Origin of the sequence: Niabella beijingensis (assembly GCF_020034665.1) — a bacterium.
Taxonomy (GTDB): Bacteria; Bacteroidota; Bacteroidia; order Chitinophagales; family Chitinophagaceae; genus Niabella; species Niabella beijingensis.
On the sequence record NZ_JAIQDI010000002.1, the window covers coordinates 1,656,111 to 1,682,710 of the forward strand.

The following is a 26,600-nucleotide window of genomic DNA, read 5'->3' on the forward strand; positions in this document are numbered from 1 at the left end:
TATTTGCTGTTAAAAAACAAGCTGGTTGAGGTACGCGGCCCCTTCTTTTACACACTCAAGCGGCGTTTTTTCATATGCCTCCTGCTCCAGGATATAATGTTCCATACCCTCTGTACGTGCTGCGGCAAGGATCGTTTTAAAGTCGATCGATCCCGTTCCCACGATCACGCTTAGGTTGGGTTCTCCCTGTTGAGGTACGGCGCCTTTTTTACGGTCTTTTACATGACAAAGCTTAAATCGTCCGTTGTATTTCTTTAACCAGGCGATGGGATCCTGTCCGGCGGTCACCACCCAGTAAATATCCATTTCGTAATCCATCAGGCTCTTATCGGTGTTCTGCATAAAAATGTCCTGCGGGTATTGGCCGTCCTGCAACCGGAAACTGTAATCATGGTTGTGATAAGCAAAGCGGATGCCGTTCTTTTTACAGGTTTCTCCGGCTTTATTAAATGTATCTGCAAGCTTTTTATAATCGTCCAGTGTTTTCTGCGGACCAACATAAGGGCAGATGAGATAGCTCATCCCGATCTCCGCCGCTTCAGCTGCTTTGCGTTCGAAATCCTTGGTATAGTCGCAATGGCTGCTGACGATCTTCATGCCGAGGCCGTCCACATATTCTTTAAAGCCTTTGTTGCCCAGGCCCCAGAACATGCCATCTGCTCCTTCATAACTCTCGATCTCTTTATACCCGAAGCCTGCCAGCTGTTTCAATATCCCTTTGGGATCCTTGGGAAGATCGTCCCGGAGGCTGTACAATTGAATGCCTACCTTGGAGATGCTTCCGCGGGCAGCGGAAGAGGAGGCGTTACAGGCGGTGTTCAGGGCCGAACCCAGCATCAGGCCCAGTGCGGCGCCTCCTGATCTTTTTAAAAACTCTTTTCTATTATACATAACTTCTGTTTTTTGTACATAGGATATTAAATATCACATACCGTAATGGCATCCTTTAACGCCTGTTTCCGGTCCTCTGCTGTTTTACCCGTGGGAATAAATTCCTGCGCCACGTATCCTTTAAAGCCGGTGGCAGCGATCGCTTTCATAATGGCGGGGTAATTCAATTCCTGGAGCTCGTTCAGTTCATGCCGGCCGGGAACACCTGCCGTATGGTAATGTGCAAAATGCTGGTGGTGCGCACGGATATTGGCAATTACATTTCCCTCATCCACCTGCATATGATAGATATCGTAAAGCAGTTTAAAGTTTTCAGAGCCCAGCCGTTTGCAGAGCTCAACACCCCATGCGCTATGGTCGCACATGTAGTCGTGATGGTCCACCTTACTGTTGAGCAGTTCCATCACGAGTGTTACCTGGCGTTTCTCTGCATGCGCCAGGATCTTTTTCAGGCCATGCTCACAGTTTTTTAAACCGGTTTCATCATCCATTCCGCGGCGGTTGCCACTAAAACAGATCAGGTTCTTATAACCGGCCTTTGCCACATATTCGATGTGATCCGTATAATTTTTTATGAGCGTACTGTGAAAATTGGGTTCATTCCAGCCATCCACCAGGTTGATCTCTGCCCCGTTGCACATACTGGAATAAATACCGTTCTTTTTCAGTACATCCCAGTCTTTGGGCCCCACCAGGTCGATGGCGGCAAAGCCCAGTTCCTTCACCATGTTGCAAAGCTGTTCCAGCGACAGGTCGCCGTAGGTCCACCGGCATACACTGTGATTGATATTACCATTTAAGCTCATTCCTTTTCTATTCTTTTTTAAAGCCGTTCCCCAGCTTGCCGTACCTCCGGCAAGGGCAGCAGCTATTGCAATTGTTTTGATCGCTTTTCTACGTTGCATGACCCGTCGTTATTGAACGCTCTCTGTTTTTTTGCTGTTACGGAAAAATAACAGGAATAATACAGCCACGATGGCTGCAATAATTGCGGGAACGATCCATACATGCTGCCAGAAATTTCCAAACTGTGTGATCCGTTCCGCATTCTGCGCGTCTGTAAGCACGGCACCATTTTCCAGTTTCGCAGGGGCGAGGTCTGCATAATGCTTTCCAACATATCCGGCCACCCAGAAGCCGATCAGCTGCCCGATACCATAGGTTGCCAATGTGATGAGGCCCTGGGCCGAGCTCTTGTATTTTTCACCGGCCTTGGAATCGGTATAGATCTGTCCGGATACAAAGAAGAAGTCATAACAGATACCATGCAGCGCGATCCCGAGGATCAGCATAAAGGCCATTTCCCCGGCATTGCCATAGGCAAACAGCAGGTAGCGTAATACCCAGGCAAACATACCTACAAGGATCGTCAGCTTAAAACCAAAACGCTTGAAGAAAATTGGGATCAGCAGTAAAAACAGTACTTCGGATGCCTGGCCGATGGTCATTTTTGCCGTAGCACTTTTCATGCCGATATCTGTGAGAAAGGGGTTGGCATTCGAGTAATAAAAAGCCAGGGGAATACAGATCAGTATAGAGGAAATAAAAAATATAAGGAAGTTCTTATCTGCCAGCAGCTTTAACGCATCAAGTCCCAGAATCTGAGTAACGCTTGCAGAGCCCTCTGCCTTCTTGGGCGGAGTTTTAGGCAGTGTAAAACTAAAGATACCCAGAAGTCCGGAAGCTATGGAAGCCATCAGGAACGTGTTGCGCAGTGTATCATGCGCCGCGTTGTTTTCCACGTCATCCCATTTGAGCAGACTGATAATAATACCGGCAATGATCCAGCCGATGGTACCCCAGATGCGAATAGAAGAAAATTGCTTTTCCGGGTTGGTCATCTGACGGAAGGATACGGAGTTCACCAGTGCCAGCGTGGGCATATAAAGGATCATATATCCGAGGGCATAGGGATAGAAGACCGTTACATCTTCGGCTTTGAACATCATATACATGAGTATCGCGCCGGCTATATGTAAAAAGCCGAGAATCCGCTCCGCATTAAAAAAACGGTCTGCGATCAGGCCGATAATAAACGGTGCAATGATGGCCCCATAAGATTGGGTGGAGAACACTTTGGCAATATCCAGCCCGTCGGCTTTCAGGTTCGCTCCCAAAAATGTTCCCAGGGTTACAAACCATCCTCCCCATATAAAGAATTCGAGGAACATCATCAAAGACAGTTGGATCTTAATGCTGGATTTCATACTAATGCTTTCGTTAATGATTGAAACTAAAAAAATGATTTAGACGCTAAATGTACTATTTTTTCATTCTTGAAAATAATTATGCTGATTTTTTTTCAGCACCCAAAATTAAAGGGGCAGCCCCAAACTATTTTTATAAAAATACCGTTCATATAATAGAAACCGGGGAAAGTGTTCATAATACACGAAAAACTGAATTGTTTCATTGAAAGTTTTGTATTTTTAGCCGGTCTTTCCGAAAAATAAATAACGATAAATATGACTACGCTGAAAGGACCTGGTATATTCCTGGCACAGTTTGCCGGTGATCAAGCTCCCTTTAATACACTGGAATCGATCTGCACCTGGGCCGCCTCACTGGGCTTCAAAGGGGTACAGATCCCTACCAATAATGATCAGTTCATCGACCTGCAAAAAGCCGCCGAAAGCAAGACCTATGCCGATGAGATCAAAGGCATCGTTAATGCCTGCGGGATGGAGATCACCGAGCTGTCCACCCATTTGCAGGGACAGCTGGTGGCTGTGCATCCGGCCTATGACCTGTTGTTTGATTCTTTTGCACCGGAATCCGTTCGTAATAACCCGAAGGCCCGTACCGAATGGGCCATTCAGCAATTGAAATACGGAGCAAAGGCCTCCCAGAACCTGGGACTGAATGCGCATGCCACTTTCAGCGGTTCTTTATTATGGCATACATTTCATCCCTGGCCGCAACGTCCTGCGGGGTTGGTGGAAGAAGGTTTTGCCGAACTGGCAAAACGCTGGACCCCCATCCTGGATTATTTTGATGAATGTGGTGTGGATGTTTGTTATGAGATCCATCCGGGAGAGGACCTCTTTGATGGCGATACTTACGAGATGTTCCTCGAAAGAGTGAACAACCATCCCAGGGCCTGTCTGCTGTATGATCCTTCACATTTTGTATTGCAATGTCTGGATTATATCGAATACATCGACATCTTTCACGAGCGGATCAAAGCATTTCATGTAAAAGATTCCGAGTTCAATCCCACAGGAAAAAAAGGTGCTTTTGGCGGGTACCAGCCCTGGCTGAAAAGAGCAGGACGCTACAGAAGCCCGGGTGATGGCCAGGTGGATTTCAAAACCATCTTTTCAAAACTGGCAGAATACGATTTTAAAGGCTGGGCGGTAATGGAATGGGAATGCTGTCTGAAACACCCGGAAGACGGTGCAAGGGAAGGTGCGCAGTTCATTAAAGATCATATCATCCGTGTAACAGATAAAGCTTTTGACGATTTTGCAGCTACCGTAAAAGATGATGCGTTAAATAGAAAAATTTTAGGAATCAATTAATATCTTTATAAAAAAATTCAAACAAACAGACAGAAACATGAAGAAAGTTATTTTGTCGGCGGCCATCCTGGCCACAATAGCGGCGGCATGCGGCGGGGGAGAGGAAAAGAAACCCGGGGGTACTGAAACAACGACCACTGAAAAAACAAATGATGCCTCGGCGAATCCCGATTACCAGGCCGGACTGGCATTGGTGGGGCAGTATCAGTGTATTACCTGTCATAAGATCGACGAAAAACTGACCGGCCCCGCCTATAGGGATGTTGCCAATAAATATGCTGGTGCGGATGACGCTACCATCACCAAGCTGGCACAGAAAGTGATCTCCGGAGGCAGTGGCGTTTGGGGAGAAATTCCGATGACGCCGCACCCGAACGTGTCCGAAGCTGACGCAAAAACAATGGTGAAATATATCCTCGCTCTAAAAAAATAACCGATAAAATTTGATCATGACAAAATCGTTTTTATTCGCTCTGGGACTGGGTTTCATGGCCTGTTCCTGTTCCGGTCAGAAACAGGGACAAACCGGTACTGATGCCCCTGCAAATACGCTGAGCAAAAAAGAAAAAGCTGCCGGATGGAAATTGCTGTTTGATGGAACCTCCACCAGCGGATGGCATACCTATGGTGAAACCACGGCGGGCACCGCATGGAAAGCAGTTGATGGTACCCTGGAACTGGATGCCGATGCAAAGTCAGGCAGCGCTACAGGCGGCGACCTGGTGAGCGATGAAGAATATGGCAACTTTGAGCTTCAGCTCGACTGGAAGATCTCACAAAAAGGGAACAGTGGTGTTTGCCTGTATGTGATCGACAATAAGGAAAAATACAAATATATGTGGTATACCGGTCTGGAAATGCAGATCCTCGATAACGACGGACATCCGGACGGAAAGATCACCAAACACCGTGCAGGCGATCTGTATGATATCATCAAAAGCAGCAGCGAGCCGGTAAAAGCAGTGGGAGAGTGGAACCATGTGGCAATAAAAAGCCTCAACGGCAAACTGGACTTTTTCCTGAATGGTGTTCATATTGTTGATACCCAATTGTGGGATGATAACTGGCGCACGCTGGTAGCCGGAAGCAAATTCAAGAACCTTCCGGATTTTATGGCCTTCAAATCAGGACGCATCGGTTTGCAGGATCACGGCAATACCGTTTGGTTCCGTAACATCAAAGTAAGAAGATTATAATCCAACACATACCGGATTATGCGCGCTTTCCGAAGATTCAGCTGTTGTCTGACGCTGGCGTTTGTACTGCTGGTCGCTCAATATGATGCAACGGCACAACAATCGCACGCAACCTTCTCTATCGGCGATTCCAGTTTCCTGCTGAATGACCGGCCGTTCGTTATCCGGTGCGGGGAAATGCATTATACCCGCGTGCCCCGTGAATACTGGCGGCACCGGCTGAAGATGGCGAAAGCCATGGGGCTGAACACGGTATGTGCGTATCTTTTCTGGAATTTTACAGAGCGGGAACCCGGAAAATTCAACTGGAGCGGTCAGGCGGATGCTGCGGAGTTCTGCCGGATGGCTCAGCAGGAGGGACTCTACGTGATCCTGCGTCCGGGGCCTTATTCCTGTGCTGAATGGGAGTTTGGCGGTTTCCCGTGGTGGCTGCTCAAAGACAAAAGTATGAGTGTCCGCACGCAGCATCCGCAATACCTGGAAGCATGCAGGCGGTACCTGCTGGAAGTAGGTAAACAACTGGCACCGCTTCAGATCAGCCAGGGAGGCAATATCCTCATGGTGCAGGTGGAAAATGAATACGGAAGCTTTGGTTCAGACAGGGAATATATCGGACGGATCCGGGATTATTTAAAAGAAGCGGGTTTTACGGTTCCTTTCTTCACCTGTGATGGCCCGGTACAATTAAAGAATGATGTCCGTCCGGATATCTTTGCCGCAGTGAATTTCGGAGGTAATCCTGAAAGCGGCTTTAAGGCATTGCGCGCCGTACAGGCAAAGGGACCATTAATGTGCGCCGAGTATTATCCCGGCTGGTTCGACAGCTGGGGAAGACCGCATCACACAGGGGCCAGTCAACGCGTGATTGATGAACTGAAATGGATGCTGGACCATAATGCATCTTTCAGTATTTATATGGCCCACGGCGGCACCACCTTCGGCACCTTTAGCGGTGCCAATGCGCCTCCTTATCTGCCCCAGACCAGCAGCTATGATTATGATGCACCTATTAATGAAGCCGGCAACGCCACGCCCAAATTTTACGCTATCCGGGAATTGCTGCAGCAATACCTGCAACCGGGCGAAACGCTTCCGGATGTACCAATGGCAACGGAAGCACAGCCGCTGCCCGCAATACAGTTTACCGAAGTGGCTTCCCTGTGGAAGAACCTGCCGGCTGCTGTGACCGCTGATACGGCCCTGCTGATGGAAGACCTGAACCAGGGATACGGTGCGGTGCTGTATGAGACCTTATTGCCCGCAGGAAGCGCCGCTACCCTTCAGTTTGCAGACCTCCATGACTATGCCGTCGTACTGATCAATAAGAAACAGGTGGGGACCATCGACCGGAGAAAAGGCAATTTTACACTCAGTGTGCCGGCCCGCGCGAAAGCAACTTTGCTCCAGGTGCTGGTGGAGGCAACCGGGAGGGTGAATTACGGGCACCTGATGCACGACAGGAAAGGCATTCACGGGCCTGTGATACTGGATGACGGCAAGACCCGAAAAGAACTGCGGCAGTGGAAGAACTATCCCATTGCACTCGGCGATAAAAATATCCCTGTAACATATGAACCACTTTCTGCACCGGCACCTGCGGGCGCTGCTTTTTATAAAGCCCGTTTTCGTGTAACCGCGCAAAAGGATACCTATCTTGACCTGCGGAAATGGAACAAAGGACTGGTATGGATAAATGGTATCTGCCTCGGCCGCTACTGGAATATCGGTCCGACACAGACCATGTACCTTCCGGGCTGCTGGCTGAAGAACGGAGAGAACGAGATCATCATCTTCGACCTGCTGGGCAACAGCCGTCCCGGGTTGAAGGGACTGGATCAACCCATTTTGGATTCGGTGACCGAAAAACGGGCGGAGGCGCATAAAAAGTCATCACAGAAATGGAGCTTTTCTGCTTCAAAAGCGTATTACAGCGGCCGCTTCGAAGACAGTAAGGAGTGGCAGACCGCTTCCTTCAACCCTGTAGCTGCAAGATATGTTTGTCTTGAAGCATTGAATGAATTCAAAAACCAGCCCTATACTTCCGCAGCGGAGCTCCAGCTATTGACCCATGACGGGAAAGAGATCCCGCGTAATGCCTGGAAAGTGCTGTATGCCGACAGTGAAGAACTGGATGGCGACGACGGAAATGCTGCCAATCTTTTCGACCTGCAGTTTACCAGCATCTGGCACACCGAATGGCAGGACCATAGCCCGAAACATCCGCACCAGGTGGTGATCGATCTGGGCCGGTCTTACAAGATCGGAGGGCTGAAACTATTGCCACGCCAGGATAATCCCAACGGACGCATCAAAGATTACCGCCTGTATTTTTCTGCAACACCGTTCAGGGGTTTGTGATCTGTTACAGGATAAAAACATTAAGGAATTGAGGGGCGCCAAGAGTCAAAAAACTTAACTACGCCGAACTTCTTAATGATTTAAAAAAGATACACAAGCAGCTCCCTCATTCATAAACACTAAGGAATTGAGGCACAGTAAATGTATTGTTTTGACCTGGCCCAGACGTTCGAAGCAGTATAAAATCCGGGTTTCGGTGCTCCTGTTGCAATTTACTTCTAACTATCAGTCTCCTTTATTTTTTCTTCAGCACCTTCATTGCCCTGCTGCGTACGCCGGGAGAAGCATGGGGGAGTATAAACTCCACCGCTGTTTTCAGCTCCGGTAAGATCTCCGGATAACTGTCCGCCATGCGGGACAATACACCTATGGCAAACGCCTTGGATGCGATGGTCTCATCTGGATCTTCAAGAATGCGGAAGCAGGCATCCATCACCGGTCCCTGGAACTTTTCAGGTATCCCTGGTCCCTGATCCATCAACCGGAGGATATTCCTTTTTACAGCCGCAGGCTGTTTGGGATCATTCAACAAGGAAATGATCTTTTTATAATAGGGATGGATCAGCTGCGGATAACGGATCACACAGTAGCTCATGGGCCAGGCCGCCCGTTGCACCACACGGGGCTCACCTGTTGAAAAGAGTAAGAACAATTGACCGAACCGTTTTCGATCATCACCGATCCATTCAACGATCGCTGCTACCTGCTCTTTTTTTATTGCAGCCGAAAATAAAACCGGAAGATTCATGACAATGGCATTAAAAGAAAAAAGCCGGGGATGCCGGCTTTTATTAAGTTAATCAGGGAAAATTAGTTTCTTCTTCCAAACAGACGCAGCAGCATCAGGAACAGGTTGATGAAATCCAGGTAGAGGCTTAACGCACCCATGATCGCCAGTTTCTTTGCATCGCCGGCAATCACATTGCCTTCCTGGTCGATCCCTTCACCGATCCTTTTTAATTTTTGTACATCGTATGCCGTCAAACCGGTAAATACGATTACTCCGATAAAGCTGATGATATAGCTCATGGAATCGCTTTTCAGGAACCAGTTTACAATGGACGCGATGATGATACCGATCAGCCCCATCATCATAATACGACCCATTGAAGTAAGATCCTGCTTGGTAGTATAACCCATTACGGCCATTACACCGAACATCAGTGCTGCGGTAAGGAAACAGCCAAAAACAGATGTACTGGTATATACCAGTAAAATGAAGCTAAAGCTGATACCGTTGATGGCTGAATAAATCAGCAATAATGCCATCAGCACGGGGGCAGATAGCCGGTTAAATGCGAAGGACATCAGCAATACAAAGCCGAGGGGAGCAAATATTGTGGCATAAAGCAACAATTTATTTGATATTATCGGATAAAGGAGCGCCTCATTTCCGGCAAAAAGATAGGCCACTACTGCAGTGATTCCCAATGCGACAAACATGTATGTAAATACATTGGCCAGAAAGGAGCGTGATTTGGAACCTACCGCTTCATTCCTTGAAAAGATACTGTCTGGTGTGCTTCTTGAATAATTGTCTTCCATTGTTTTGTCAATTTTGTACGTGAAAATAAGCGAAAAATGCTAGTTTACAAAAGATTAGATCGTTAAAATAATGCGGGAAATAAATGTTCCCGACGGGTCGATATCAATTAACAAATCCGGTCATTAAATGGTTCAGGATTACAGGAGCTGCGATTGAAATCGGGTACACCTGCGGGAAACGCCCCGACAGACCAGGTTGGGTACTGATGCCATCGTTTTGCTGTGTTTCTATTGCTGCGTCAATAATTTTTTATGTATGTCCATTACCTGTGCAATGAGGGGTACGGACCCGCCATTGTCGATCACAAAATGACAGCGGCGCATTTTCTCGGCTTCGTCCATTTGCTGTTTCATCCGTTCCCGTACCTGTGCTTCCGTAATATGGCTGCGCTCCATGGCGCGCCGGATGCGCAAGGCCTCGGGAGCCGTAACGCCGATCATGTAATCGACATACCGGTCGCTTCCGGTTTCAAAAAAAATGGCGGCCTCCTTGATGGCATAGGGGCTGGTCTGTTGTGCAAACCATTCCTGACTGTCGCGGATGGTGACCGGGTGCACGATCTGGTTGAGTTGTTTTAGTTTTTCGGGATCGCCGAATACCTTTGAAGCCAGCCATCCCCGGTCGAGCTGCCCGGTTTTATAACTGTCTGCGCCGAACAATCCGGTGATCTGTTCCCGGATCTCCGGACTGGTGTTCATCAGCCGTTTTGCGGCGGCATCGGCATCGTATACCGGGATGCCCAATGTGTGAAATACGGCAGCCACCAGTGTTTTACCACTTCCGATCCCCCCTGTGATACCTATTTTAAGCATGAAGTTTGTTTTTTTCTGATTTGCCACTGAAACTCAGAAACACAGATTTTATATCCTGCCGGGCACCTGCATCCATCGACCTCAAACAGTCTTAAAAAGCGTAAGTGTCTCAGCGGCTCTGTGGCTGTAAAACAGGATAATAAAAAACACGGCAAAATTACTGATTGCCGTGTTTTATTTCTTATTTATCAGCTATGTGCTGAAAGCTGACAGCCCATAGCTATTTAGCCGGGGTAGTGGTACCTTTATTCAGCTGGTTCGTCCAATCCATGCTGATGGCGGATTTTTCGATCTTGATATAGTTACCGGGGCTTACCTCGATGCTCAGGGTACCGTCTTCGTTTACCTGGTTGATCTTGCCATGGATACCGGCTATGGTTACTATTTTATCGCCTTTCTGAAGGTCTTCAATAAATTTTTTCTGGTTCTTTGCTCTTTTTGCCTGCGGACGGATGAAGAACAGCCAAAAAACAATGATCATCCCAAACATGAAAATCATTGTTGTCATTGATCCGAAGGGGCCAGCGGACTGTGCCTGTAATAATACATTTGTCATTTCTATTTACGCTTTGATTAATTAACTACTTCTACTTTAAAATTTAAAACGGATTCCGTGAAGGGTTTGGTATTGGCATGTACCACCATATTTTTGGTATGGGAGCCTTCTGATTGGCCTTCGCTGTTGAATTTGGCCACCACTTTTCCTTCTTCACCCGGCAGGATGGGCTTTTCCGGTTTTTCACCCAGGGTACAGCCGCATCCGGGGTTTACCGAAGCAATCACCAATGGTTTGTCGCCGGTGTTCTTGATCGTGAACGGAATTTCCACCACCTGGCCTTTTTTTACTTTACCAATATCTTTAAACGTGGAATCGACCCATACTGCGGTGGTAAAATTGGCTGAGTCGGTCAATGCTTTTTCTTTTTGAGCTGCAGAAACGCTGTCTTCGGTTGCTGAACCGGTTTTACCGGAAGTATTTTTGCAGGCAACCAGTGTGGCAGCAGCAATAAAAATAAGGAACCCCTTTTTCATCAGTTTATTTTTTATGTTTCTAATGGCCTGGTGGAACTCCGCAGCAAATCATTTCCTTTGGGAGAAAAGTGATCGGCTCCGTTTCCTTCTTTTTGAAGTGCGAAATTAGTTCAAAATCACCACTCTCAGGCTTTTTTGTAATCTGTTTTCTTTAACCGTCCTTCCTGTACCAGTTCTTTGTGGATGTTGTCCAGGATCCCGTTAACAAAATGTCCGCTCTGGGCGGTGCTGTACTCCTTGGCAAGGTCGATGTATTCGTTGATGGTCACTTTGGGCGGAATGGTCTCAAAATAAAGGAACTCGGCCACACCCATTTTCATGATCACCATGTCCAGCAGGGCGATCCGCTCCGGGTCCCAGTTCTTTAGTTTGGGTGTAATAAATTCCAGCAGGTAGTCGTTCTTTTCTGTTACGGTAGTTAAAAGGCTGTGGGCAAAGCGGGCCTTATCCGGGCTTACGATCTCCTGGAATTTAACTGAACCGGGCTTGTGCAGGTAGGTCTGCAGCAGCTGCACCACCATTTCACCGTCGTCGTTCCAGTTGGAGAACAATTCCTCGATGTGGGCGATAAAGTCTTCATTGCCCAGCATGTAATCGTTGAGAATAAATTCAAAGATCTTCCGGTCTTCCTGCTTACTTTGCTGATTTACTGATATATAATGATGATATTCAGAAGTTTTTACGAGTTGATTGTAAATTTTCTTTACCAGTTCTTCATCTACCAGCTGTTCCGGCTTTTCCTTTTTTACCTGTTCTTCCCAGAGCTTGTCTTCCAGGATCTGCCACAGCAGGCCGCTGCCGGCCAGTTTGGTATTTACATTCAGGTCGTGTGCAGAAGGGATGTACTTGCTGGCCCTTTTATGCGCATCCTTTTCCGCATAGCGGGCGATCTGCGTTATAAAATAGATCAGGTAAACGAACAGGCTGCGGGTTTGATTGAAATGCTGGTCTAAAATTTTAGAAGGATCGGGCGTTTTGGTGATTTGTTCTGTTTCCGTGCTGCATGCATAGAGGGTTTGCATCACCTTAACCCTTATATTTCTTCTGCTAATCATTGATTGAATGAACTCTTTTTGCGGCTGCGAAGATAGTTGATTTCTATTTTATTAAAGAAAAAACCAGCCGGAAATGCAATTTTGACATGTAAAGACCTGCAAAGTCCTCTGTTTTTTGGACGAATCCGGGGTTAAACTGAAAAATTTTCATTTAAAAAGGGCATGGCATATTATTTATGCTACATTAGCAGCCTTAAAAAAAGCATTTTTGGCACTTTAAATTAAAATTTTAAAAAACAATACGATTATGGCTAAAAAATCAACTGTTACCCCTTTGCACGACCGGGTAATTGTAAAACCAGCAGCAGCAGAAGAAAAAACCGCAGGTGGTATTATCATTCCTGACACTGCCAAAGAAAAACCCCAGCGCGGTACAGTAGTGGCAGCAGGTCCTGGTAAAAAAGACGAACCTGTAACAGTAAAACCAGGCGATACCGTATTATACGGAAAATATGCCGGTACGGAGATCCAGATTGGCGGCGAAGACCTTTTAATTATGAGAGAAAGCGATATCCTGGCGATTGTTTAATTTGAAAATTTGAAAATGTGCTAATATGAAAATGATTGGCCCTTTCAATAATTCAGATTAATCTTCAAATTCTAAAATCCTCAAATTTTCAAATTAAATAAAAAATGGCAAAGCAACTTTTCTTCAATATTGAAGCAAGAAATAAGATGAAAAAAGGCGTTGACTCTCTGGCCAACGCTGTAAAAGTTACATTAGGACCAAAGGGCCGTAACGTGGTTATCGAGAAAAAATTTGGAGCACCGGCTATAACAAAAGATGGTGTTACTGTAGCAAAAGAGATTGAACTGGAAGATGTAGTAGAGAATATGGGTGCGCAGATGGTAAAGGAAGTAGCTTCCAAAACTGCTGATATAGCAGGTGATGGTACTACAACTGCAACTGTTTTAGCACAGGCGATCATTGGCGAAGGACTGCGCATGGTAGCAGCGGGTGCCAACCCGATGGACCTGAAACGCGGTATCGACAAAGCCGTTTCACTGGTAGTGGAAAGCCTGAAGGCGCAAAGCCAGACAGTTGGCAGCGACAGCAAAAAAATCAAACAGGTGGCTACAATTTCTGCCAATAACGACGAGCAGATCGGTGAGCTGATCGCGCAGGCGTTTGGCAAAGTAGGTAAAGAAGGCGTGATCACTGTAGAAGAAGCAAAAGGTACTGATACTACTGTAGATGTAGTGGAAGGTATGCAGTTCGACCGGGGGTATATTTCTCCTTACTTCGTTACCAACAGCGAAAAAATGGAGGCCGAATTACAAAGCCCTTATATCCTGATCTACGACAAAAAGATCAGCACCATGAAGGACATCCTGGGCATCCTGGAAAAAGTAGCTCAAAGCGGACGTCCGCTGGTGATTATTGCAGAAGACCTGGAAGGTGAAGCGCTGGCGACACTGGTGGTGAACAAACTGCGTGGCACCCTGAAAGTGGCTGCTGTTAAAGCTCCGGGCTTTGGCGACAGAAGAAAAGAAATGCTGACCGATATTGCCATCTTAACAGGCGGTACCGTGATCTCCGAAGACCTGGGACACAAACTGGAAAGTGCAGACCTGGCTTCCCTGGGACAGGCTTCTTCAATCACTATCGATAAAGACAACACCATTGTTGTAGGCGGTAAAGGTAAAAAAGCCGATATCACTGGTCGTGTAAACCAGATCAAAGCTCAGATTGAAAATACCACTTCTGATTACGATCGCGAAAAATTACAGGAGCGCCTGGCTAAATTGAGCGGTGGTGTTGCTGTATTGTATGTAGGTGCTGCTACTGAAGTGGAAATGAAAGAAAAGAAAGACCGTGTGGATGATGCATTACATGCAACAAGAGCTGCGGTGGAAGAAGGCATTGTACCGGGTGGTGGTGTGGCTTATATCCGCGCTATTGAAAGCCTGGACGTAAAAGTAAGAGGCCAGATCGAAGATGAAGCAACCGGTATGGCGATTGTAAAACGTGCCCTGGAATCCCCTGTACGTACCCTGACTGACAACGCCGGTATCGACGGTTCTATCGTTGTTCAGAAGATCAAAGATGGTAAAGCGGATTTTGGTTTCAACGCAAGAACAGAAACTTACGAGAACCTGTTCAAAGCCGGTGTTATCGATCCTACAAAAGTAAGCCGTGTTGCGCTGGAAAATGCCGCTTCTATTGCCGGTATGTTGCTGACCACCGAGTGTGTGGTTGCCGACAAACCCGAACCCAAAACAGCAGCCCCTGCAATGCCGGGTGGTCCTGATATGGGTGGCATGGGCTACTAAGCACTTTCTTTTAAAGAATATAAAAACCGCTCCGGATTGCCGGAGCGGTTTTATTTTTGCAGGAGCCGATGGCTTTCTTATAAAAACAACGCTATTATGGATAACCACATCATCCGGCCTCTGACCGAAGCAACCACTGACCTGTTCATTGCTATGAAACAGGATTTTTTTGCGATAGACGGCTATCCCTTTGATGAGGCGGCCGCAAAGGAACTTACCCGTTACTTTCTTACACATCCTGAAGCAGGGCAGCTTTTTATGATCTATGATGAAACGGAAACGGTGATCGGGTTCCTGGTGCTGACCTTTATGCTCAGCTTTGAATTCGGCGGCCGGGTTGCTTTCCTGGATGAATTGTACCTGAACGACAGGGCCCGCGGAAAAGGGTATGGCAAATACGCAGTGAATTTTGTGAAGGAATATGCTGCAGAAAACGGCCTGAAAGTTATTTTCCTTGAAGTGGAACACCACAACGAGCGGGCCCGCCGCCTGTATGAGAGCAATGGATTCCGTGATCATCACCGGGATCTGATGATTTATCACCATTCAGAATAGTAGACAATTGGCCATCTCATAATCATGCATTTGCCCCATTAGGATCTTTGCCCAAAGGATCAATAATGACAAATTGATTATCTTTGTATAAACTGATTTTTATCATCATATAAGTCATTTTAGCTTAAGCCTAATTTAAATGAAAACAATCACTAAAATTATACTGCTTTCAACTGTGCTTTTTGCCTGCAGAAAGGATGAAACCCCAATTACAACTACTGAAGGAGGAGCGATTTTCAGATCTGTTTCAAAAATTAACCGTATCCAAATGGGAATCATACCAGCAGAGGCATATTATGATGGAAATGGAAATAAAATAGCAGATGGAAAAACCGACACCCTTTTTTCTCATTTTTTCTATAATAATGATAATTTACCTGTAAAGAGAATTGGTTTCTTTTTTTCGTTATCGGCTAGCTCCGTTTATTCAGATCGGTTTTCAAGTGATATCTATGATACCATTATTTATAAAGATAGATACAATATACAGGTATTTCAATACGGACACAATACTTTTAATTTCCAGGATCGTTCAAGACGGGACATTTATATTGAAAGCGGTCGCATAATACAGATATTAAAATTCTCAGATATTAATCCAGGTCAGGTTATAGACACTATAACGTTCATTTACGATCAGAAAGGGTTAGCAAAAGAAATACACAAAATGCCATCAGTTCTTACAACAAAGATATATCTAAAGGATCCTTCTGGTAATATAATTGAAAGACAATCTTCCAAGGTATATCGTGGAGAGGAACAGCCCGTGGAGAAAGTCATTGAAAAATGGACTTATCATAATGCCCAAAATATCTTTTTTGGTCAGGAGTGGCTGAAAATCTGGGACGATTTATTTGACAGGACCATATCTCCGGACCTTCCCAAATCTTATTCATCGGTTACATTTGACAAGAATGGCAATCCCATCCGGTGGCAGACCTGGGAAAATCAATAGCAAAATCCAATTGTATATTTTCCTTCTTATGCAATTTATCATATCTACTTAAGTTAATGTAATACAGAGTGAAAATACCTGTTTTTACTTTAATAAGTTGATTGCATAAAATACAATGCCTAAATAGTTTTTCAATTATTTAAACTTCGTAACCTGTGAACTTTGTGTTACCTTTGCACCACTTTTTGAAATCAACTAAATAAACTATTCGAATTCATGATCAGTGTTAAAGACCTGAAGCTGGCCTACGGTAAGCGGGTATTGTTTGAAGAGGTGAACCTGAATTTTACCAAGGGCAATTGTTACGGGGTGATCGGTGCCAACGGAGCCGGAAAATCTACATTTTTAAAGATCCTGAGCGGAGAGATCGAGCCTAATAAAGGGACCATCAGCATCACGCCGGGTGAGCGCATGGCGGTTTTGAAACAAAACCAGTTTGAATTTGACGATCAGACGGTACTGAATACCGTGCTGATGGGACATAAAAAAATGTGGGACACGATGCTGCGGCGGGATGCCATTTATGCCAACCCCGATGCGACGGAAGACGACTACATGAAGGCATCGGAGCTGGAAGCCGAATACGGGGAAATGGGAGGGTATGAATCCGAAAGTGATGCCGCTGCGTTCCTAAATGGCCTGGGTGTGAAAGATGAGCTGCACCAGATGCTGATGAAAGACATTCCGTCCAATATGAAAGTGCGGGTGCTCCTGGCGCAGGCCCTGTTTGGTAACCCGGACATCCTGTTGCTGGATGAGCCCACTAACGGACTTGACATAGAAACCATCGGCTGGCTGGAAAATTTCCTGGCCGATTATGAAAATATTGTACTGGTAGTGAGTCACGACCGTCACTTCCTGGATGCGGTTTGCACCCATGTGGCGGATGTGGACCGTCAGAAGATCAAGGTCTTCACCGGTAACTACAGCTTCTGGTATGAAAGCTCACAGCTGATGGCGCGGCAGATCAGCGATAAGAATAAGAAGCTGGAGGAAAAGAAAAAAGAACTGCTGGACTTTATTGCCCGATTTAGCGCCAATGCTTCAAAAAGCAAGCAGGCCACCAGCCGGAAAAAGGCTTTGGAAAAACTGGATTTCCAGGAAATTGAACCCAGCTACCGCAAATATCCCGGTATTATCTTCCAGCCGCTGCGCGAAGTGGGGAATCAGATCTTGAATGTTGAGAAATTAAGATCGGCAACGGAAGACCGCGTGTTGTTTGACAAGGTGACCTTTAGTGTGAACAAAGGGGATAAGATCGCCTTTATTTCAAAAGATCCGCTGGCGGTAACCCAGTTTTTTGAGATCATTAATGGTGCGGCAAAGGCAGATGCGGGTATTTTTGAATGGGGCACCACGGTTACTTCGGCCTACCTTCCTATAGAGAACAGCAAATTCTTTCAGTCTGATTTAAACCTGATGGACTGGCTGCGGCAATTCGTACCACCTCATGTTACGGATGTTGATGAGCCTTTCCTTCGCGGATTTTTGGGTAAGATGTTGTTTGGCGGGGAAGAAGTACTTAAAAAAACGAATGTACTAAGCGGGGGAGAGAAAGTGCGCTGCATGGTGAGCAAGATGATGCTGCAAAATCCCAATGTGATCATCCTGGACCAGCCCACCAACCACCTGGACCTAGAAAGCATCCAGAGCTTTAACGAACAATGTACGGTGTATAATGGTATTGTACTGTTTACCAGTCATGATCATACATTTATGCAAACGGTGGCCAACCGCATTATTGAACTGACCCCCAAAGGCATCATCGACCGGCTGAGCACTTTTGATGAATACCTGGAAGATGAGCGGGTAAAAGCATTGCGTGAAGAAATGTATGCATAAGCATCATTGAACAGATAGTAAGGAACGGAGCTCTGCGGCTCCGTTTTTTCGTTTTAAACGGCAATGGTCTGGTAAAACAGCAAAATCCGGGTTTTATGTTCACACGGGAAGCGGGATCTTTGGCGGAAATCAACAGATATGGATATAAGAAATTGTACCCCGGAAGATCTGGAGGCCATTCAGCAATTGTATACGGCCGCAAGAAACCTGCAGGCCGAGCGGAAAATGGTGGTCTGGCCTGCGTTTGACAACCCGTTCATAAAAAATGAAATCGCAGAAAAACGGCACTGGAAGATAGTTGCAGATGGCGTCCTGGTATGTAACTGGGTCATTACTTATACAGACCCTTCGATCTGGGGCGACAGGGATAGAAATGATGCTGTATTTATACACCGCATCTGTACTCATCCGGCCTATCGGGGCAACCGGTATATTGATGCCATTACAACCTGGGCCAGGGCACATGCCGCACAACTGGGGCGGCGATACGTGCGCCTTGATACCCTTGGCAATAATCAGAAGCTGGTCCGCCACTATACCGCGGCAGGATTTACGTTCCTGGGCATCGTAACACTTACAGATACCCGGCAGCTGCCCCTGCATTACCAGCTGGAACCACATTGCTGCCTGTTTGAAATAACAGTGTGACCGATACCGGTTGCGCAGGATGACCGCCGGGCGCAACAGTGCTGCCACTTATAAAAATTTCTCCTGTTGTTTGCGCCAACAACCCTTTCTTTGCGGAATTAAGTATTGCTTTAGCGGTGATCCGCTTTATAAAACGACCAATAAATTTGAATAAAATGCGTAGAAAATTTTTCCTGACTGTTGTGCTGTCCGTAACCGTTGCCGGCAGCAGCTGGCTGCACGCCCAGGACGACCTGATCAAAAAGATCAGTGGTAACAGCAGCGACAGCACCGGCTTCCGGTTCACCAACAGCATCAATCTTGCGGTTACACCGGTGGAAAACCAGGGCTCTTCGGGCACCTGCTGGAGCTATTCAACCAACTCTTTCCTCGAGTCTGAGATGATCAAAGCCGGTAAAAAGCCGGTGCCCCTGGCCAAGATCTACACCGCCCGCAGGTCCTATGAGGACAAAGCAGAAAATTATGTAAAGATGAACGGAGCCGTAAGCTGGGGCGACGGCGGCGAACCTCATGATGTCATTAATATGTATGCCAAATATGGCGCGGTACCGGAAGAAGCGTACACCGGTCTGCTGAACGGCGCTACCACCAATAACTTCAGCGAAATGCAGGCCCTGTTAAAATCCATGCTGGATGCGGTGATCAAAAACCCTGCAGGTGTTCTTTCGCCCAACTGGAAGAAGGCTTTTTCTGCTACCCTGGATGCTTACCTGGGGCCTGTGCCTCCGATGTTCACCTATCAGAACAAAAGCTACACACCACAGAGCTTTGCAAAAGAAGTGGTAGGGCTGGATCCCAATAACTATATTGAGTTCATTTCCCAGAATAACACAGCTTACTGGCAAAAGGCCATGATGATGGTGCCGGACAACTGGGCCTTCCAGTGGGATTATAATATCCCGCCTGCGTCCATTACAGACGTGATCGACAATGCGCTGAAAAACGGCTATACCGTTGCCTGGGGCACGGATGTTTCTGAACCCTATTTCAGCTGGCCCAACGGAGTGGCCTTTGTGCCGCAGAACCCGGCCTCCTATGTAAAGAACATTTCCCCCGCACAGAAAAAAGAGCTGTTCAACGGTCCCAGGACGGAACCCGAGATCACACCGGAACTGCGGCAGCTTGGCATAGAGAACGGACAGACCTCCGACGATCACGGCATGCATATCGTCGGTCTTTCGAAAGACCAGAACGGCAAGGAGTACTATATCGTAAAAAACTCCTGGGGCACCGGAAATGATTATAAGGGATACCTGCATGTAACAAAGGCGTATGTGCAATATAAAACCACCAGCATCCTGGTGAATAAAAAAGCAGTTCCTCAGTCGGTTGCTTCAAAGATCACGATGTAACCGGGTACCTGTCTGTAATAATAGAATAGCGCCGGGGCTTCTTTTATCGGGAGCCCCGGTTTTTTCAGGATCTATGGTTTTCGGATGTACCTTTGCCCCGTTCTTTATTAAATGAATACCGGTTCCAAAATGAAACAACTCCTGCGGCTCAGTCTGCTCCTTACAATTGTGCTGGGATTTTACAGCGCCTGCCATAACAGCAAAGTGACGGGCCACCCCGGATTTATCCGGGATACGGCAACATGGTATGATGCAGGACGGAACCGGATCATTCCCGTAGCCATCTACCGGCCTGCGGCAAAAGGTACTGCCGGGCTGACACCGGTGATCCTGAGTCATGGCTATGGTGCCAATAAAGGCGGGGACTACCTGGAGTACAGTTATCTGACCGAAGCACTGGCAGAGAAAGGCTATTATGTCCTCAGCATACAGCATGAACTTCCCACCGATTCGCTGATACCCATGACCGGTATACCACAGGTGGTGCGGAGACCTTTCTGGGAACGTGGTGCCGCCAATATCCGGTATGTGATCGATGAACTGAAGCAACGCACACCGGATCTCAATTTTGCGACGCTTACCCTGATCGGTCACTCCAACGGCGGTGATATGACCGCATTGTTCCCGCAACAATATCCGGGTGTTGTTGCAGCGATCATTACCCTCGATAACCGGAGGATGGCATTGCCACGTGCCCGCCACCCGCGCGTTTATACGCTCCGCTCCAGTGATCAGCCGGCGGATGAAGGGGTATTGCCTACTGCAGCAGAACAGCAGCAGTATGGCATCCGCGTTATAAAACTGCCGGATACCATACACAACGATATGGACAATAGCGGGAATACCCGGCAGCGGCAGGAGATCATCGCCTACCTGCTTGATTTCCTGACGCATTAAAAAAGATGGGTTTAGTGAACGGTCGTCAATGGATCTTCCGGCAGCGGTGCCGGTTTTACCTGATTCCTGTATTTCTCAATAGTTTCGGGAACGTAACCGGATATTCTGATGCGCGCATCAGCGCAATTGGATATCTTTAAGGGCATAACGCATCAAATGATGATACAGCGGAGGTTGGAGCCGGTTTTATGCAGGACTGCTGTGCATCTGTAAACCAGAAATGTATTGGTACCTTAAACAAACAAAATGAGTAAACGATTTTCACGCCGCGATTTTTTGAAACAAAGTTCTGTAGCCATGGCCGGTTATTCCATTGGCGCCGCCGCATTCACTCCGGGTCTGAATAAGGAAGTAGTACGGGTGGGCCTGATCGGTGTAGGACAGCGGGGCCTGGGCCTAGCCGGCACGTTGAAAAAGATAAAGACCGTGCAGCTGGTGGCCTGCTGCGATATCGATGAAGCCCATTTGCAGGCAGGAATGAAGCTGGCCGCAGCCGGCGCCCGGTCATACAAGGATTATAAAGCATTGCTGGCAGATAAGAATGTGGAAGCCGTTATCATCGCAACACCACTGTACCTGCATCATTCCATGGCCATGGATGCGATCAGTGCCAATAAACATACTTATGTGGAGAAAACGATGACCTATAATATCGGACAGGCATTGTCGCTGGCACGCGCCATGAAACAGCATCCCAAACTGGTGCTACAGGTTGGGCACCAGTACCGGTATTATGAAATGTATCCTAAGATAAAAAAACTGCTGGCGGAGGATATGATCGGGACCGTGACACATTTTGAATCGCAATACAACCGGAACAACAACTGGCGCCGGCCGGTGGATGGCGGTCGTACGGAGAAGACGGTAAACTGGCGGATGTATAAGGAATACTCCGGCGGGCTGCTTGCCGAACTGGCGGCCCACCAGATCGACCTGGTGAACTGGCTTGCTGGCGCACCACCGGAAAGTGTGGTGGCCATGGGGGGGATTAATTTCTGGAAAGATGGCCGCACTACCTATGATAATATTCATGCCGTATATGCTTATCCCGGAGGTGTCAGGTCCCTGGTTGGTTCGGTACTGAGCAACGAATTCGTAGGGTACCGGATGCGTATTTTTGGCTCTAAAGGCACATTTGAGCTGGGCCGGGATTATGCGATGTTCTATACCGAAAACCGCGTGAAGACCTATGCCACGGTGGATGGTGTAACGGGTGCTACAAAGGAAGCACTGGAACAGGGTAAAGGAATTTATGTATACAAGGATGAGAAAAAAACAGAGCCTACCTTTTTCGCGCTTAGCGGTTTTGCCGATTCCATCATAAACGGAACACCGGTGGCCAGCAGCGTGCTTACCGGAAAAGATGTAGCCATTGCAGTACATATGGGTAATGCGGCGGCGGAGACCGGTCAGGTGCAACGCTGGCAGCCGGATTACTCAGCAATATGATACCGTTCAAATGAACGATAAAGACACAATCAGCAAATGAAGGACCGTCCAAACGCCTGCGTCTTTTCTATGCTGGCCGGTGCTGTCACAACAAAGTGACGACCGGAAGATACCGGAAAGGGTGTTGTCCCGGACCTGATTTCCCTGCCATAACGACGGGATCCGTAGAAAGCCGTATCTTGTTCTCCGGAATCTCTAAATGATCTGGTATGAAACGGTTACTTGTTTTAATGATTTTGTGCGCTGCTTTTGAAACGCAGGCGCAGCAGGATTACGGTTGGGAAAAAGATATTGCCTATTACGCTGCATCTTCAGAACAGGACGCCTATCAGCAGCAGCAGTGCCGGCTGGATGTATATTATCCCAAAAATCAAAAGGATGCCACTACCGTCGTGTGGTTTCACGGAGGAGGATTAAAGGCCGGTAAAAAAGAGATACCGGCAGCACTGATGAACAAGGGTTATATCATCGTGGGCGTGGGATACCGGTTCTCTCCGAATGTGAAAGCGCCACAATATATCGAAGACGCCGCGGCGGCCGTGGCATGGGTCTTTGAGCACATTGCCCGTTATAATGGTACCCGGTCAAAGATCATTTTATCCGGGCATTCGGCCGGAGGCTACCTGGACCTGATGCTGACACTGGATAAAAAATACCTGAAACGCCATCAAATTGATGCCGACAGTTTGCTGGGAGCGGTCCCGTTCAGTGCGCAATGCATTACCCATTTTACAGTGAGAGAGGAGCGGGGCATGGCGCCGCTGCAACCGGTGATCGATACGCTGGCACCCCTGTATCATGTCCGGAAAGCAATACCTTCCATTTTGCTTATTACCGGCGACCGGGAAAAAGAATTGTATGGCCGCTATGAAGAAAATGCATACCTGCAACGCATGCTGAAACTGGCCGGTAATAAGCAGGTACCACTTTATGAACTGCAGGGTTTTGATCATGGCGGCATGGCCGAGCCGGCATTTCCGCTCCTGCTAAGGGAAGCAAAAAGACTTTCCGGCCTGTAGCGGGAAAATGTTGTACCTTGTGTAGAATTAAGCTGGTATGCACACCCTCTATACCATAGGCCATTCCACTCATAGCATGGAGGATTTTATCGGGATGTTAGCATCCTTCAGCATCCGTATGCTGGCAGATATCCGGCGTTTTCCCGGCTCAAGGAAATTTCCCCGTTTCGGCAGCGAAGTGCTGGCCACAGCACTAAAAGACAAAGGCATCGGGTATGTGCACCTGGAGGAGCTGGGTGGCAGAAGGGCGGTGCAGCCGCATTCCAGGAACGACCGCTGGCGCAATGCGGCATTCCGCGGTTATGCTGATTATATGGAAACCCCGAGCTTTGAAAAGGGAATCGAAAAACTCGAGGCGCTTGCTGTAAAGCAACCTACGGCCTGTATGTGTTCGGAAGCCGTATGGTGGCGCTGTCACCGTTCGATGGTATCCGATTACCTCAAGGCAAAGGGCTGGGAGGTATTGCATATCATGGCACCCGGAAAAGCAACGGAGCATCCCTATACCCAACCGGCAAGAGTGGAGGGGGATAAGGTGGTTTATTTCGATGCCGGTTTATTTGATCGGTAAAATAAAAAAAATGGCGACACTATTTAAGGTGGGTGATACCGTAAGCTGGAACTCTGAAGCCGGAAGGGTTTCAGGCACTATCATAAAGGTGCACAAAAAAGATTTCGACTATAAAGGGTATACCCATCATGCCTCGGAAACCGATCCGCAGTATGAGATAAAGAGTGATAAAACGGATCATATCGCCGCCCATAAAGGCAGTGCGCTTACAAAACTGGGTACCGGTAAAAAATAACAGGAATCTATTTACCCGACCCGATACCACGCTCAATACATGAAACGCACTTCAAAGGCCGCTGTTAACATAACAACCCTCTAAACCGTTTGGAAAACACTTTTTTTATTTAGCTGCCGCCCGTTAAAGTACGGATACGGCTCCTTTATAACGGCCCACTTTTGGAGCGTGTCAATCTTCCCCCATTTTAATCCGTTTTATAGCCTTTCCACCCCCATAGCAGTCAGTGCTAAAAATTTATTTTTCAAACATTTTGATAAAAAATTTGAAAAATAGAAAAATAAATCTAGCTTTGGAAGAGCCATTGAATCATCATATGACCAAGAAAGAAGCATTAAGACAAAAGATCGGAGCGGCGGCCATACAGTGTTTTACAAAGTACGGACTTGAAAAGACCACACTGGATGATATCGCAAAAGTGATCGGTCTGAATAAGGCCTCGCTTTATTATTATTATAAAAACAAAGAGGATCTCTTTGTGGAGACCGCTATTGCAGAAGGTAAAAAATACATCGGCACCCTGCAGCAGAAAACAGCACAGAAGAAAGGGGTGGAGGCCAAGATCTGGTTTTACCTGGATTCCCGGTTTAAATATTATATCAATGTACTGAATGTGGGCAAGATCTCTCCCGGCACACTCAATAAAGTATTACCGCGATTTTTTGAACTGTATGAGGATTTCAGGAAACAGGAGCAGGCCTTTCTGGCGGAAATATTAAAAGAAGCCATGCACGAAGGTGTTGTCGAAAAGGGTAATGCATCAAAGATCGCTTCCCTGCTGATCGATATCAGCGATGCTTTAAAACACAGTGTGGAACAACGTTCCATCTTAAAAGGAAGTACCGAAGTGGATTATACCCATAGTTTGCAGGACATGAAATTCCTGGTATCCCTTATTTTTCACAAACCCAAGGCCGGCTGATGGAAACAACAACGTCATCGGTAATAAGCCCCGTAAGCGATCTGCGCCGTTTCTTTGAAAGCGGAGCCACACTTTCTTACAGCTTCCGGCTCCGGCAACTGGTGGCGTTCCGCACAGCGCTTGAAGCGCATGAAGAAGATATTTACAATGCCCTGTACCATGATCTCCGGAAAAGCAAAACGGAAGCCTTCCTCACGGAATTCGGACTGCTGTTGTCTGAAACAAAAACAGCGATTAAGAGACTGCGCTCCTGGATGCGTCCGGAGCGGGTAATAACCAACCTGCTTAATATCCCTTCTGCCAGTCGCCTCCACCCACATCCTAAAGGAGTGGTACTGATCATCGGTGCCTGGAACTATCCGCTGCTGCTGGGCCTGGTGCCGGTGGTTGGTGCTATTGCCGGCGGCAATTGTGTTGTCATCAAACCTTCGGAGCACGCGGCCGCTACTGCAGCAGTGATTGGCAGCATCTTTAAAAATAGCTTTCCTGAAAATTACATCCGCGTGGTGCAGGGGGAGGGGGCTGGGGTGGTGCCGGATTTGATGAATGCCATTCGTTTTGATCATGTCTTTTACACCGGCAGTGGTACCGTCGGGCGGTCGGTATATGAACTTGCTGCTCAAAAGCTGGTGCCCGTAACACTGGAACTGGGCGGCAAGAGCCCGGCAATTGTTGAAAAGGACGCCGCCCTTGCGGTAAGCGCTCGGAGGATCATCTTTGGTAAATTCATCAATGCGGGTCAGACCTGTGTGGCCCCGGATTACCTGCTGGTGCATGCAGACATTCACGACCGTTTCCTGGAAGTATTGAAAGAAAGTATTACTGCTTTCTTTGGGACGGAGGTACAAAGCAGCCCGGACTATGGCCGCATCATCAACCGCCGGCGCTTTGATGCACTGATCACCCTGCTTGAAAACAGTGCGGGCCGCGTGGTTACCGGGGGCACTTATGATGCCGCAGACCGGTTCATCGCCCCTACGATTTTAAAGGACATTACGGCTACCGATGCGCTGATGCAGGAGGAGCTCTTTGGGCCGTTGCTGCCGGTGCTTTCCTTTCGTACCAGGGAAGAAGCTGCTGCGATTGTGGAGCAGCATAAAAACCCGCTGGCCTTCTACCTGTTCACTACCAGTAAGAGAACAGAACGGGAATGGCTGGATCGTACGGCATTCGGTAACGGGTGCGTCAACAACACCATACAACACCTGGCTAATGCACATCTTCCCTTTGGCGGGGTAGGACAAAGCGGTATTGGTGCCTACCGCGGTATCCACAGCTTTAAGCTGTTTACACATGCCCGCGCCGTTATGAAGACACCGGTATGGTTTGATCCCCCGGTGAAATATCCGCCGTACGGGGATAAGCTAAAATGGCTGAAACGCATCTTTTAAAAATTAACGATTGAACCTTTTCTGACCACTGCTAAAAAACGAGTATGAAATGAGGTATAAAATTTTTTGAGCAAGATCT

At 47.4% G+C, this 26,600-nt stretch carries 27 protein-coding genes; 18 read left to right on the top strand and 9 right to left on the bottom strand.

Translation table 11 applies throughout. The features are described from left to right. Positions 1–9 precede the first annotated feature (9 nt). From K7B07_RS22935 to K7B07_RS22945, 3 genes are read right to left on the bottom strand one after another with little or no spacing between them, the layout of a single operon-like run. Positions 10–891 carry a sugar phosphate isomerase/epimerase family protein gene (locus K7B07_RS22935; protein WP_223712877.1) on the bottom strand — a complete coding sequence of 294 codons (882 nt, stop codon included), beginning with the start codon at positions 889–891 and terminating at the stop codon, positions 10–12. Positions 892–917: 26 nt separating this feature from the next. Further along, positions 918–1,796, bottom strand: a complete 879-nt coding sequence (locus tag K7B07_RS22940; RefSeq protein WP_223712878.1) for a hydroxypyruvate isomerase family protein — start codon at positions 1,794–1,796, stop codon at positions 918–920. 9 nt (positions 1,797–1,805) lie between these two features. Further along, positions 1,806–3,098: an MFS transporter gene (locus K7B07_RS22945; protein WP_223712879.1), complete on the bottom strand. Its 1,293-nt coding sequence runs from the start codon at positions 3,096–3,098 to the stop codon at positions 1,806–1,808. Positions 3,099–3,356: 258 nt separating this feature from the next. Here K7B07_RS22945 and K7B07_RS22950 point away from each other — a divergent pair, with 258 nt between their 5' ends. From K7B07_RS22950 to K7B07_RS22965, 4 genes are read left to right on the top strand one after another with little or no spacing between them, the layout of a single operon-like run. Then, entirely contained in the window at positions 3,357–4,412 is a 1,056-nt protein-coding gene (locus tag K7B07_RS22950; protein WP_223712880.1) for a sugar phosphate isomerase/epimerase family protein, read from the top strand. Between the two features lie 37 nt (positions 4,413–4,449). After that, positions 4,450–4,845: a c-type cytochrome gene (locus tag K7B07_RS22955; protein WP_223712881.1), complete on the top strand. Its 396-nt coding sequence runs from the start codon at positions 4,450–4,452 to the stop codon at positions 4,843–4,845. Between the two features lie 16 nt (positions 4,846–4,861). Beyond that, positions 4,862–5,608: a 3-keto-disaccharide hydrolase gene (locus K7B07_RS22960; protein WP_223712882.1), complete on the top strand. Its 747-nt coding sequence runs from the start codon at positions 4,862–4,864 to the stop codon at positions 5,606–5,608. A gap of 18 nt (positions 5,609–5,626) precedes the next feature. Beyond that, entirely contained in the window at positions 5,627–7,966 is a 2,340-nt protein-coding gene (locus tag K7B07_RS22965) for a beta-galactosidase (protein ID WP_223712883.1), read from the top strand. Positions 7,967–8,201: 235 nt separating this feature from the next. Here K7B07_RS22965 and K7B07_RS22970 read toward each other — a convergent pair whose 3' ends face one another. From K7B07_RS22970 to nusB, 6 genes are all read right to left on the bottom strand, one after another. After that, positions 8,202–8,714 (bottom strand): hypothetical protein, encoded by a 513-nt coding sequence (locus K7B07_RS22970; protein ID WP_223712884.1) that lies wholly within the window; start codon positions 8,712–8,714, stop codon positions 8,202–8,204. A 62-nt stretch (positions 8,715–8,776) separates the two neighbouring features. After that, positions 8,777–9,511, bottom strand: a complete 735-nt coding sequence (locus K7B07_RS22975; protein WP_223712885.1) for a Bax inhibitor-1/YccA family protein — start codon at positions 9,509–9,511, stop codon at positions 8,777–8,779. Between the two features lie 228 nt (positions 9,512–9,739). Then, complete coding sequence (gene coaE / locus K7B07_RS22980) at positions 9,740–10,324, bottom strand: dephospho-CoA kinase (RefSeq protein WP_223712886.1); 585 nt, start codon at positions 10,322–10,324, stop codon at positions 9,740–9,742. Positions 10,325–10,544: 220 nt separating this feature from the next. After that, positions 10,545–10,880: a preprotein translocase subunit YajC gene (yajC, locus tag K7B07_RS22985; RefSeq protein ID WP_223712887.1), complete on the bottom strand. Its 336-nt coding sequence runs from the start codon at positions 10,878–10,880 to the stop codon at positions 10,545–10,547. 17 nt (positions 10,881–10,897) lie between these two features. Then, entirely contained in the window at positions 10,898–11,356 is a 459-nt protein-coding gene (locus tag K7B07_RS22990; RefSeq protein WP_223712888.1) for a DUF1573 domain-containing protein, read from the bottom strand. A gap of 125 nt (positions 11,357–11,481) precedes the next feature. Continuing rightward, complete coding sequence (nusB, locus tag K7B07_RS22995; RefSeq protein WP_223712889.1) at positions 11,482–12,411, bottom strand: transcription antitermination factor NusB; 930 nt, start codon at positions 12,409–12,411, stop codon at positions 11,482–11,484. A 247-nt stretch (positions 12,412–12,658) separates the two neighbouring features. Here nusB and K7B07_RS23000 point away from each other — a divergent pair, with 247 nt between their 5' ends. The 14 genes from K7B07_RS23000 to K7B07_RS23065 all read left to right on the top strand — a co-directional run bounded on the left by K7B07_RS23000 (position 12,659) and on the right by K7B07_RS23065 (position 26,521). Further along, positions 12,659–12,940, top strand: coding sequence for a co-chaperone GroES (locus K7B07_RS23000; RefSeq protein ID WP_223712890.1), 282 nt, complete (start codon positions 12,659–12,661; stop codon positions 12,938–12,940). Positions 12,941–13,044: 104 nt separating this feature from the next. Continuing rightward, a complete protein-coding gene (groL, locus tag K7B07_RS23005) occupies positions 13,045–14,685 on the top strand; it encodes a chaperonin GroEL (protein WP_223712891.1) in 1,641 nt (546 codons plus the stop codon). A gap of 96 nt (positions 14,686–14,781) precedes the next feature. Continuing rightward, the gene (locus tag K7B07_RS23010) at positions 14,782–15,240 is read left to right on the top strand and encodes a GNAT family N-acetyltransferase (RefSeq protein ID WP_223712892.1); all 459 of its coding nucleotides are present in this window, start codon (positions 14,782–14,784) and stop codon (positions 15,238–15,240) included. Positions 15,241–15,379: 139 nt separating this feature from the next. Then, entirely contained in the window at positions 15,380–16,195 is an 816-nt protein-coding gene (locus K7B07_RS23015) for a hypothetical protein (protein ID WP_223712893.1), read from the top strand. A gap of 216 nt (positions 16,196–16,411) precedes the next feature. Next, positions 16,412–18,037 (top strand): ABC-F family ATP-binding cassette domain-containing protein, encoded by a 1,626-nt coding sequence (locus K7B07_RS23020; protein ID WP_223712894.1) that lies wholly within the window; start codon positions 16,412–16,414, stop codon positions 18,035–18,037. Positions 18,038–18,175: 138 nt separating this feature from the next. Beyond that, positions 18,176–18,685, top strand: a complete 510-nt coding sequence (locus K7B07_RS23025; protein WP_223712895.1) for a GNAT family N-acetyltransferase — start codon at positions 18,176–18,178, stop codon at positions 18,683–18,685. A 155-nt stretch (positions 18,686–18,840) separates the two neighbouring features. Further along, the gene (locus tag K7B07_RS23030) at positions 18,841–20,037 is read left to right on the top strand and encodes a C1 family peptidase (protein WP_223712896.1); all 1,197 of its coding nucleotides are present in this window, start codon (positions 18,841–18,843) and stop codon (positions 20,035–20,037) included. A gap of 129 nt (positions 20,038–20,166) precedes the next feature. Further along, a complete protein-coding gene (locus K7B07_RS23035) occupies positions 20,167–20,934 on the top strand; it encodes an alpha/beta hydrolase family protein (protein ID WP_223712897.1) in 768 nt (255 codons plus the stop codon). 246 nt (positions 20,935–21,180) lie between these two features. Beyond that, entirely contained in the window at positions 21,181–22,383 is a 1,203-nt protein-coding gene (locus K7B07_RS23040) for a Gfo/Idh/MocA family protein (protein WP_223712898.1), read from the top strand. A gap of 209 nt (positions 22,384–22,592) precedes the next feature. Next, entirely contained in the window at positions 22,593–23,402 is an 810-nt protein-coding gene (locus K7B07_RS23045) for an alpha/beta hydrolase (protein ID WP_223712899.1), read from the top strand. A 37-nt stretch (positions 23,403–23,439) separates the two neighbouring features. Beyond that, a complete protein-coding gene (locus K7B07_RS23050) occupies positions 23,440–23,973 on the top strand; it encodes a DUF488 domain-containing protein (RefSeq protein WP_223712900.1) in 534 nt (177 codons plus the stop codon). A 10-nt stretch (positions 23,974–23,983) separates the two neighbouring features. After that, positions 23,984–24,208: a hypervirulence associated TUDOR domain-containing protein gene (locus K7B07_RS23055; RefSeq protein WP_223712901.1), complete on the top strand. Its 225-nt coding sequence runs from the start codon at positions 23,984–23,986 to the stop codon at positions 24,206–24,208. A 316-nt stretch (positions 24,209–24,524) separates the two neighbouring features. Then, the gene (locus tag K7B07_RS23060; protein ID WP_223712902.1) at positions 24,525–25,130 is read left to right on the top strand and encodes a TetR/AcrR family transcriptional regulator; all 606 of its coding nucleotides are present in this window, start codon (positions 24,525–24,527) and stop codon (positions 25,128–25,130) included. Beyond that, the gene (locus tag K7B07_RS23065; protein ID WP_262903591.1) at positions 25,130–26,521 is read left to right on the top strand and encodes an aldehyde dehydrogenase; all 1,392 of its coding nucleotides are present in this window, start codon (positions 25,130–25,132) and stop codon (positions 26,519–26,521) included. The genes K7B07_RS23060 and K7B07_RS23065 overlap by 1 nt, the downstream gene beginning before the upstream one ends. Positions 26,522–26,600: the final 79 nt, after the last annotated feature.

Excerpts from the sequence above, each read along its gene's own strand:
- K7B07_RS23055 (WP_223712901.1), top strand. The coding sequence starts at position 23,984 with ATGGCGACACTATTTAAGGTGGGTGATACCGTAAGCTGGAACTCTGAA.
- K7B07_RS22935 (WP_223712877.1), bottom strand. The coding sequence starts at position 891 with ATGTATAATAGAAAAGAGTTTTTAAAAAGATCAGGAGGCGCCGCACTG.
- K7B07_RS22960 (WP_223712882.1), top strand. The coding sequence starts at position 4,862 with ATGACAAAATCGTTTTTATTCGCTCTGGGACTGGGTTTCATGGCCTGT.
- K7B07_RS23035 (WP_223712897.1), top strand. The coding sequence starts at position 20,167 with ATGAAACAACTCCTGCGGCTCAGTCTGCTCCTTACAATTGTGCTGGGA.
- K7B07_RS23010 (WP_223712892.1), top strand. The coding sequence starts at position 14,782 with ATGGATAACCACATCATCCGGCCTCTGACCGAAGCAACCACTGACCTG.
- K7B07_RS22975 (WP_223712885.1), bottom strand. The coding sequence starts at position 9,511 with ATGGAAGACAATTATTCAAGAAGCACACCAGACAGTATCTTTTCAAGG.
- K7B07_RS23045 (WP_223712899.1), top strand. The coding sequence starts at position 22,593 with ATGAAACGGTTACTTGTTTTAATGATTTTGTGCGCTGCTTTTGAAACG.
- K7B07_RS22970 (WP_223712884.1), bottom strand. The coding sequence starts at position 8,714 with ATGAATCTTCCGGTTTTATTTTCGGCTGCAATAAAAAAAGAGCAGGTA.
- K7B07_RS22950 (WP_223712880.1), top strand. The coding sequence starts at position 3,357 with ATGACTACGCTGAAAGGACCTGGTATATTCCTGGCACAGTTTGCCGGT.
- K7B07_RS23020 (WP_223712894.1), top strand. The coding sequence starts at position 16,412 with ATGATCAGTGTTAAAGACCTGAAGCTGGCCTACGGTAAGCGGGTATTG.
- K7B07_RS22940 (WP_223712878.1), bottom strand. The coding sequence starts at position 1,796 with ATGCAACGTAGAAAAGCGATCAAAACAATTGCAATAGCTGCTGCCCTT.
- K7B07_RS23000 (WP_223712890.1), top strand. The coding sequence starts at position 12,659 with ATGGCTAAAAAATCAACTGTTACCCCTTTGCACGACCGGGTAATTGTA.
- K7B07_RS23025 (WP_223712895.1), top strand. The coding sequence starts at position 18,176 with ATGGATATAAGAAATTGTACCCCGGAAGATCTGGAGGCCATTCAGCAA.
- K7B07_RS23065 (WP_262903591.1), top strand. The coding sequence starts at position 25,130 with ATGGAAACAACAACGTCATCGGTAATAAGCCCCGTAAGCGATCTGCGC.
- K7B07_RS23015 (WP_223712893.1), top strand. The coding sequence starts at position 15,380 with ATGAAAACAATCACTAAAATTATACTGCTTTCAACTGTGCTTTTTGCC.
- K7B07_RS23040 (WP_223712898.1), top strand. The coding sequence starts at position 21,181 with ATGAGTAAACGATTTTCACGCCGCGATTTTTTGAAACAAAGTTCTGTA.
- coaE (WP_223712886.1), bottom strand. The coding sequence starts at position 10,324 with ATGCTTAAAATAGGTATCACAGGGGGGATCGGAAGTGGTAAAACACTG.
- K7B07_RS22955 (WP_223712881.1), top strand. The coding sequence starts at position 4,450 with ATGAAGAAAGTTATTTTGTCGGCGGCCATCCTGGCCACAATAGCGGCG.
- K7B07_RS23030 (WP_223712896.1), top strand. The coding sequence starts at position 18,841 with ATGCGTAGAAAATTTTTCCTGACTGTTGTGCTGTCCGTAACCGTTGCC.
- K7B07_RS22965 (WP_223712883.1), top strand. The coding sequence starts at position 5,627 with ATGCGCGCTTTCCGAAGATTCAGCTGTTGTCTGACGCTGGCGTTTGTA.
- K7B07_RS23060 (WP_223712902.1), top strand. The coding sequence starts at position 24,525 with ATGACCAAGAAAGAAGCATTAAGACAAAAGATCGGAGCGGCGGCCATA.
- groL (WP_223712891.1), top strand. The coding sequence starts at position 13,045 with ATGGCAAAGCAACTTTTCTTCAATATTGAAGCAAGAAATAAGATGAAA.
- yajC (WP_223712887.1), bottom strand. The coding sequence starts at position 10,880 with ATGACAAATGTATTATTACAGGCACAGTCCGCTGGCCCCTTCGGATCA.
- nusB (WP_223712889.1), bottom strand. The coding sequence starts at position 12,411 with ATGATTAGCAGAAGAAATATAAGGGTTAAGGTGATGCAAACCCTCTAT.
- K7B07_RS23050 (WP_223712900.1), top strand. The coding sequence starts at position 23,440 with ATGCACACCCTCTATACCATAGGCCATTCCACTCATAGCATGGAGGAT.
- K7B07_RS22945 (WP_223712879.1), bottom strand. The coding sequence starts at position 3,098 with ATGAAATCCAGCATTAAGATCCAACTGTCTTTGATGATGTTCCTCGAA.
- K7B07_RS22990 (WP_223712888.1), bottom strand. The coding sequence starts at position 11,356 with ATGAAAAAGGGGTTCCTTATTTTTATTGCTGCTGCCACACTGGTTGCC.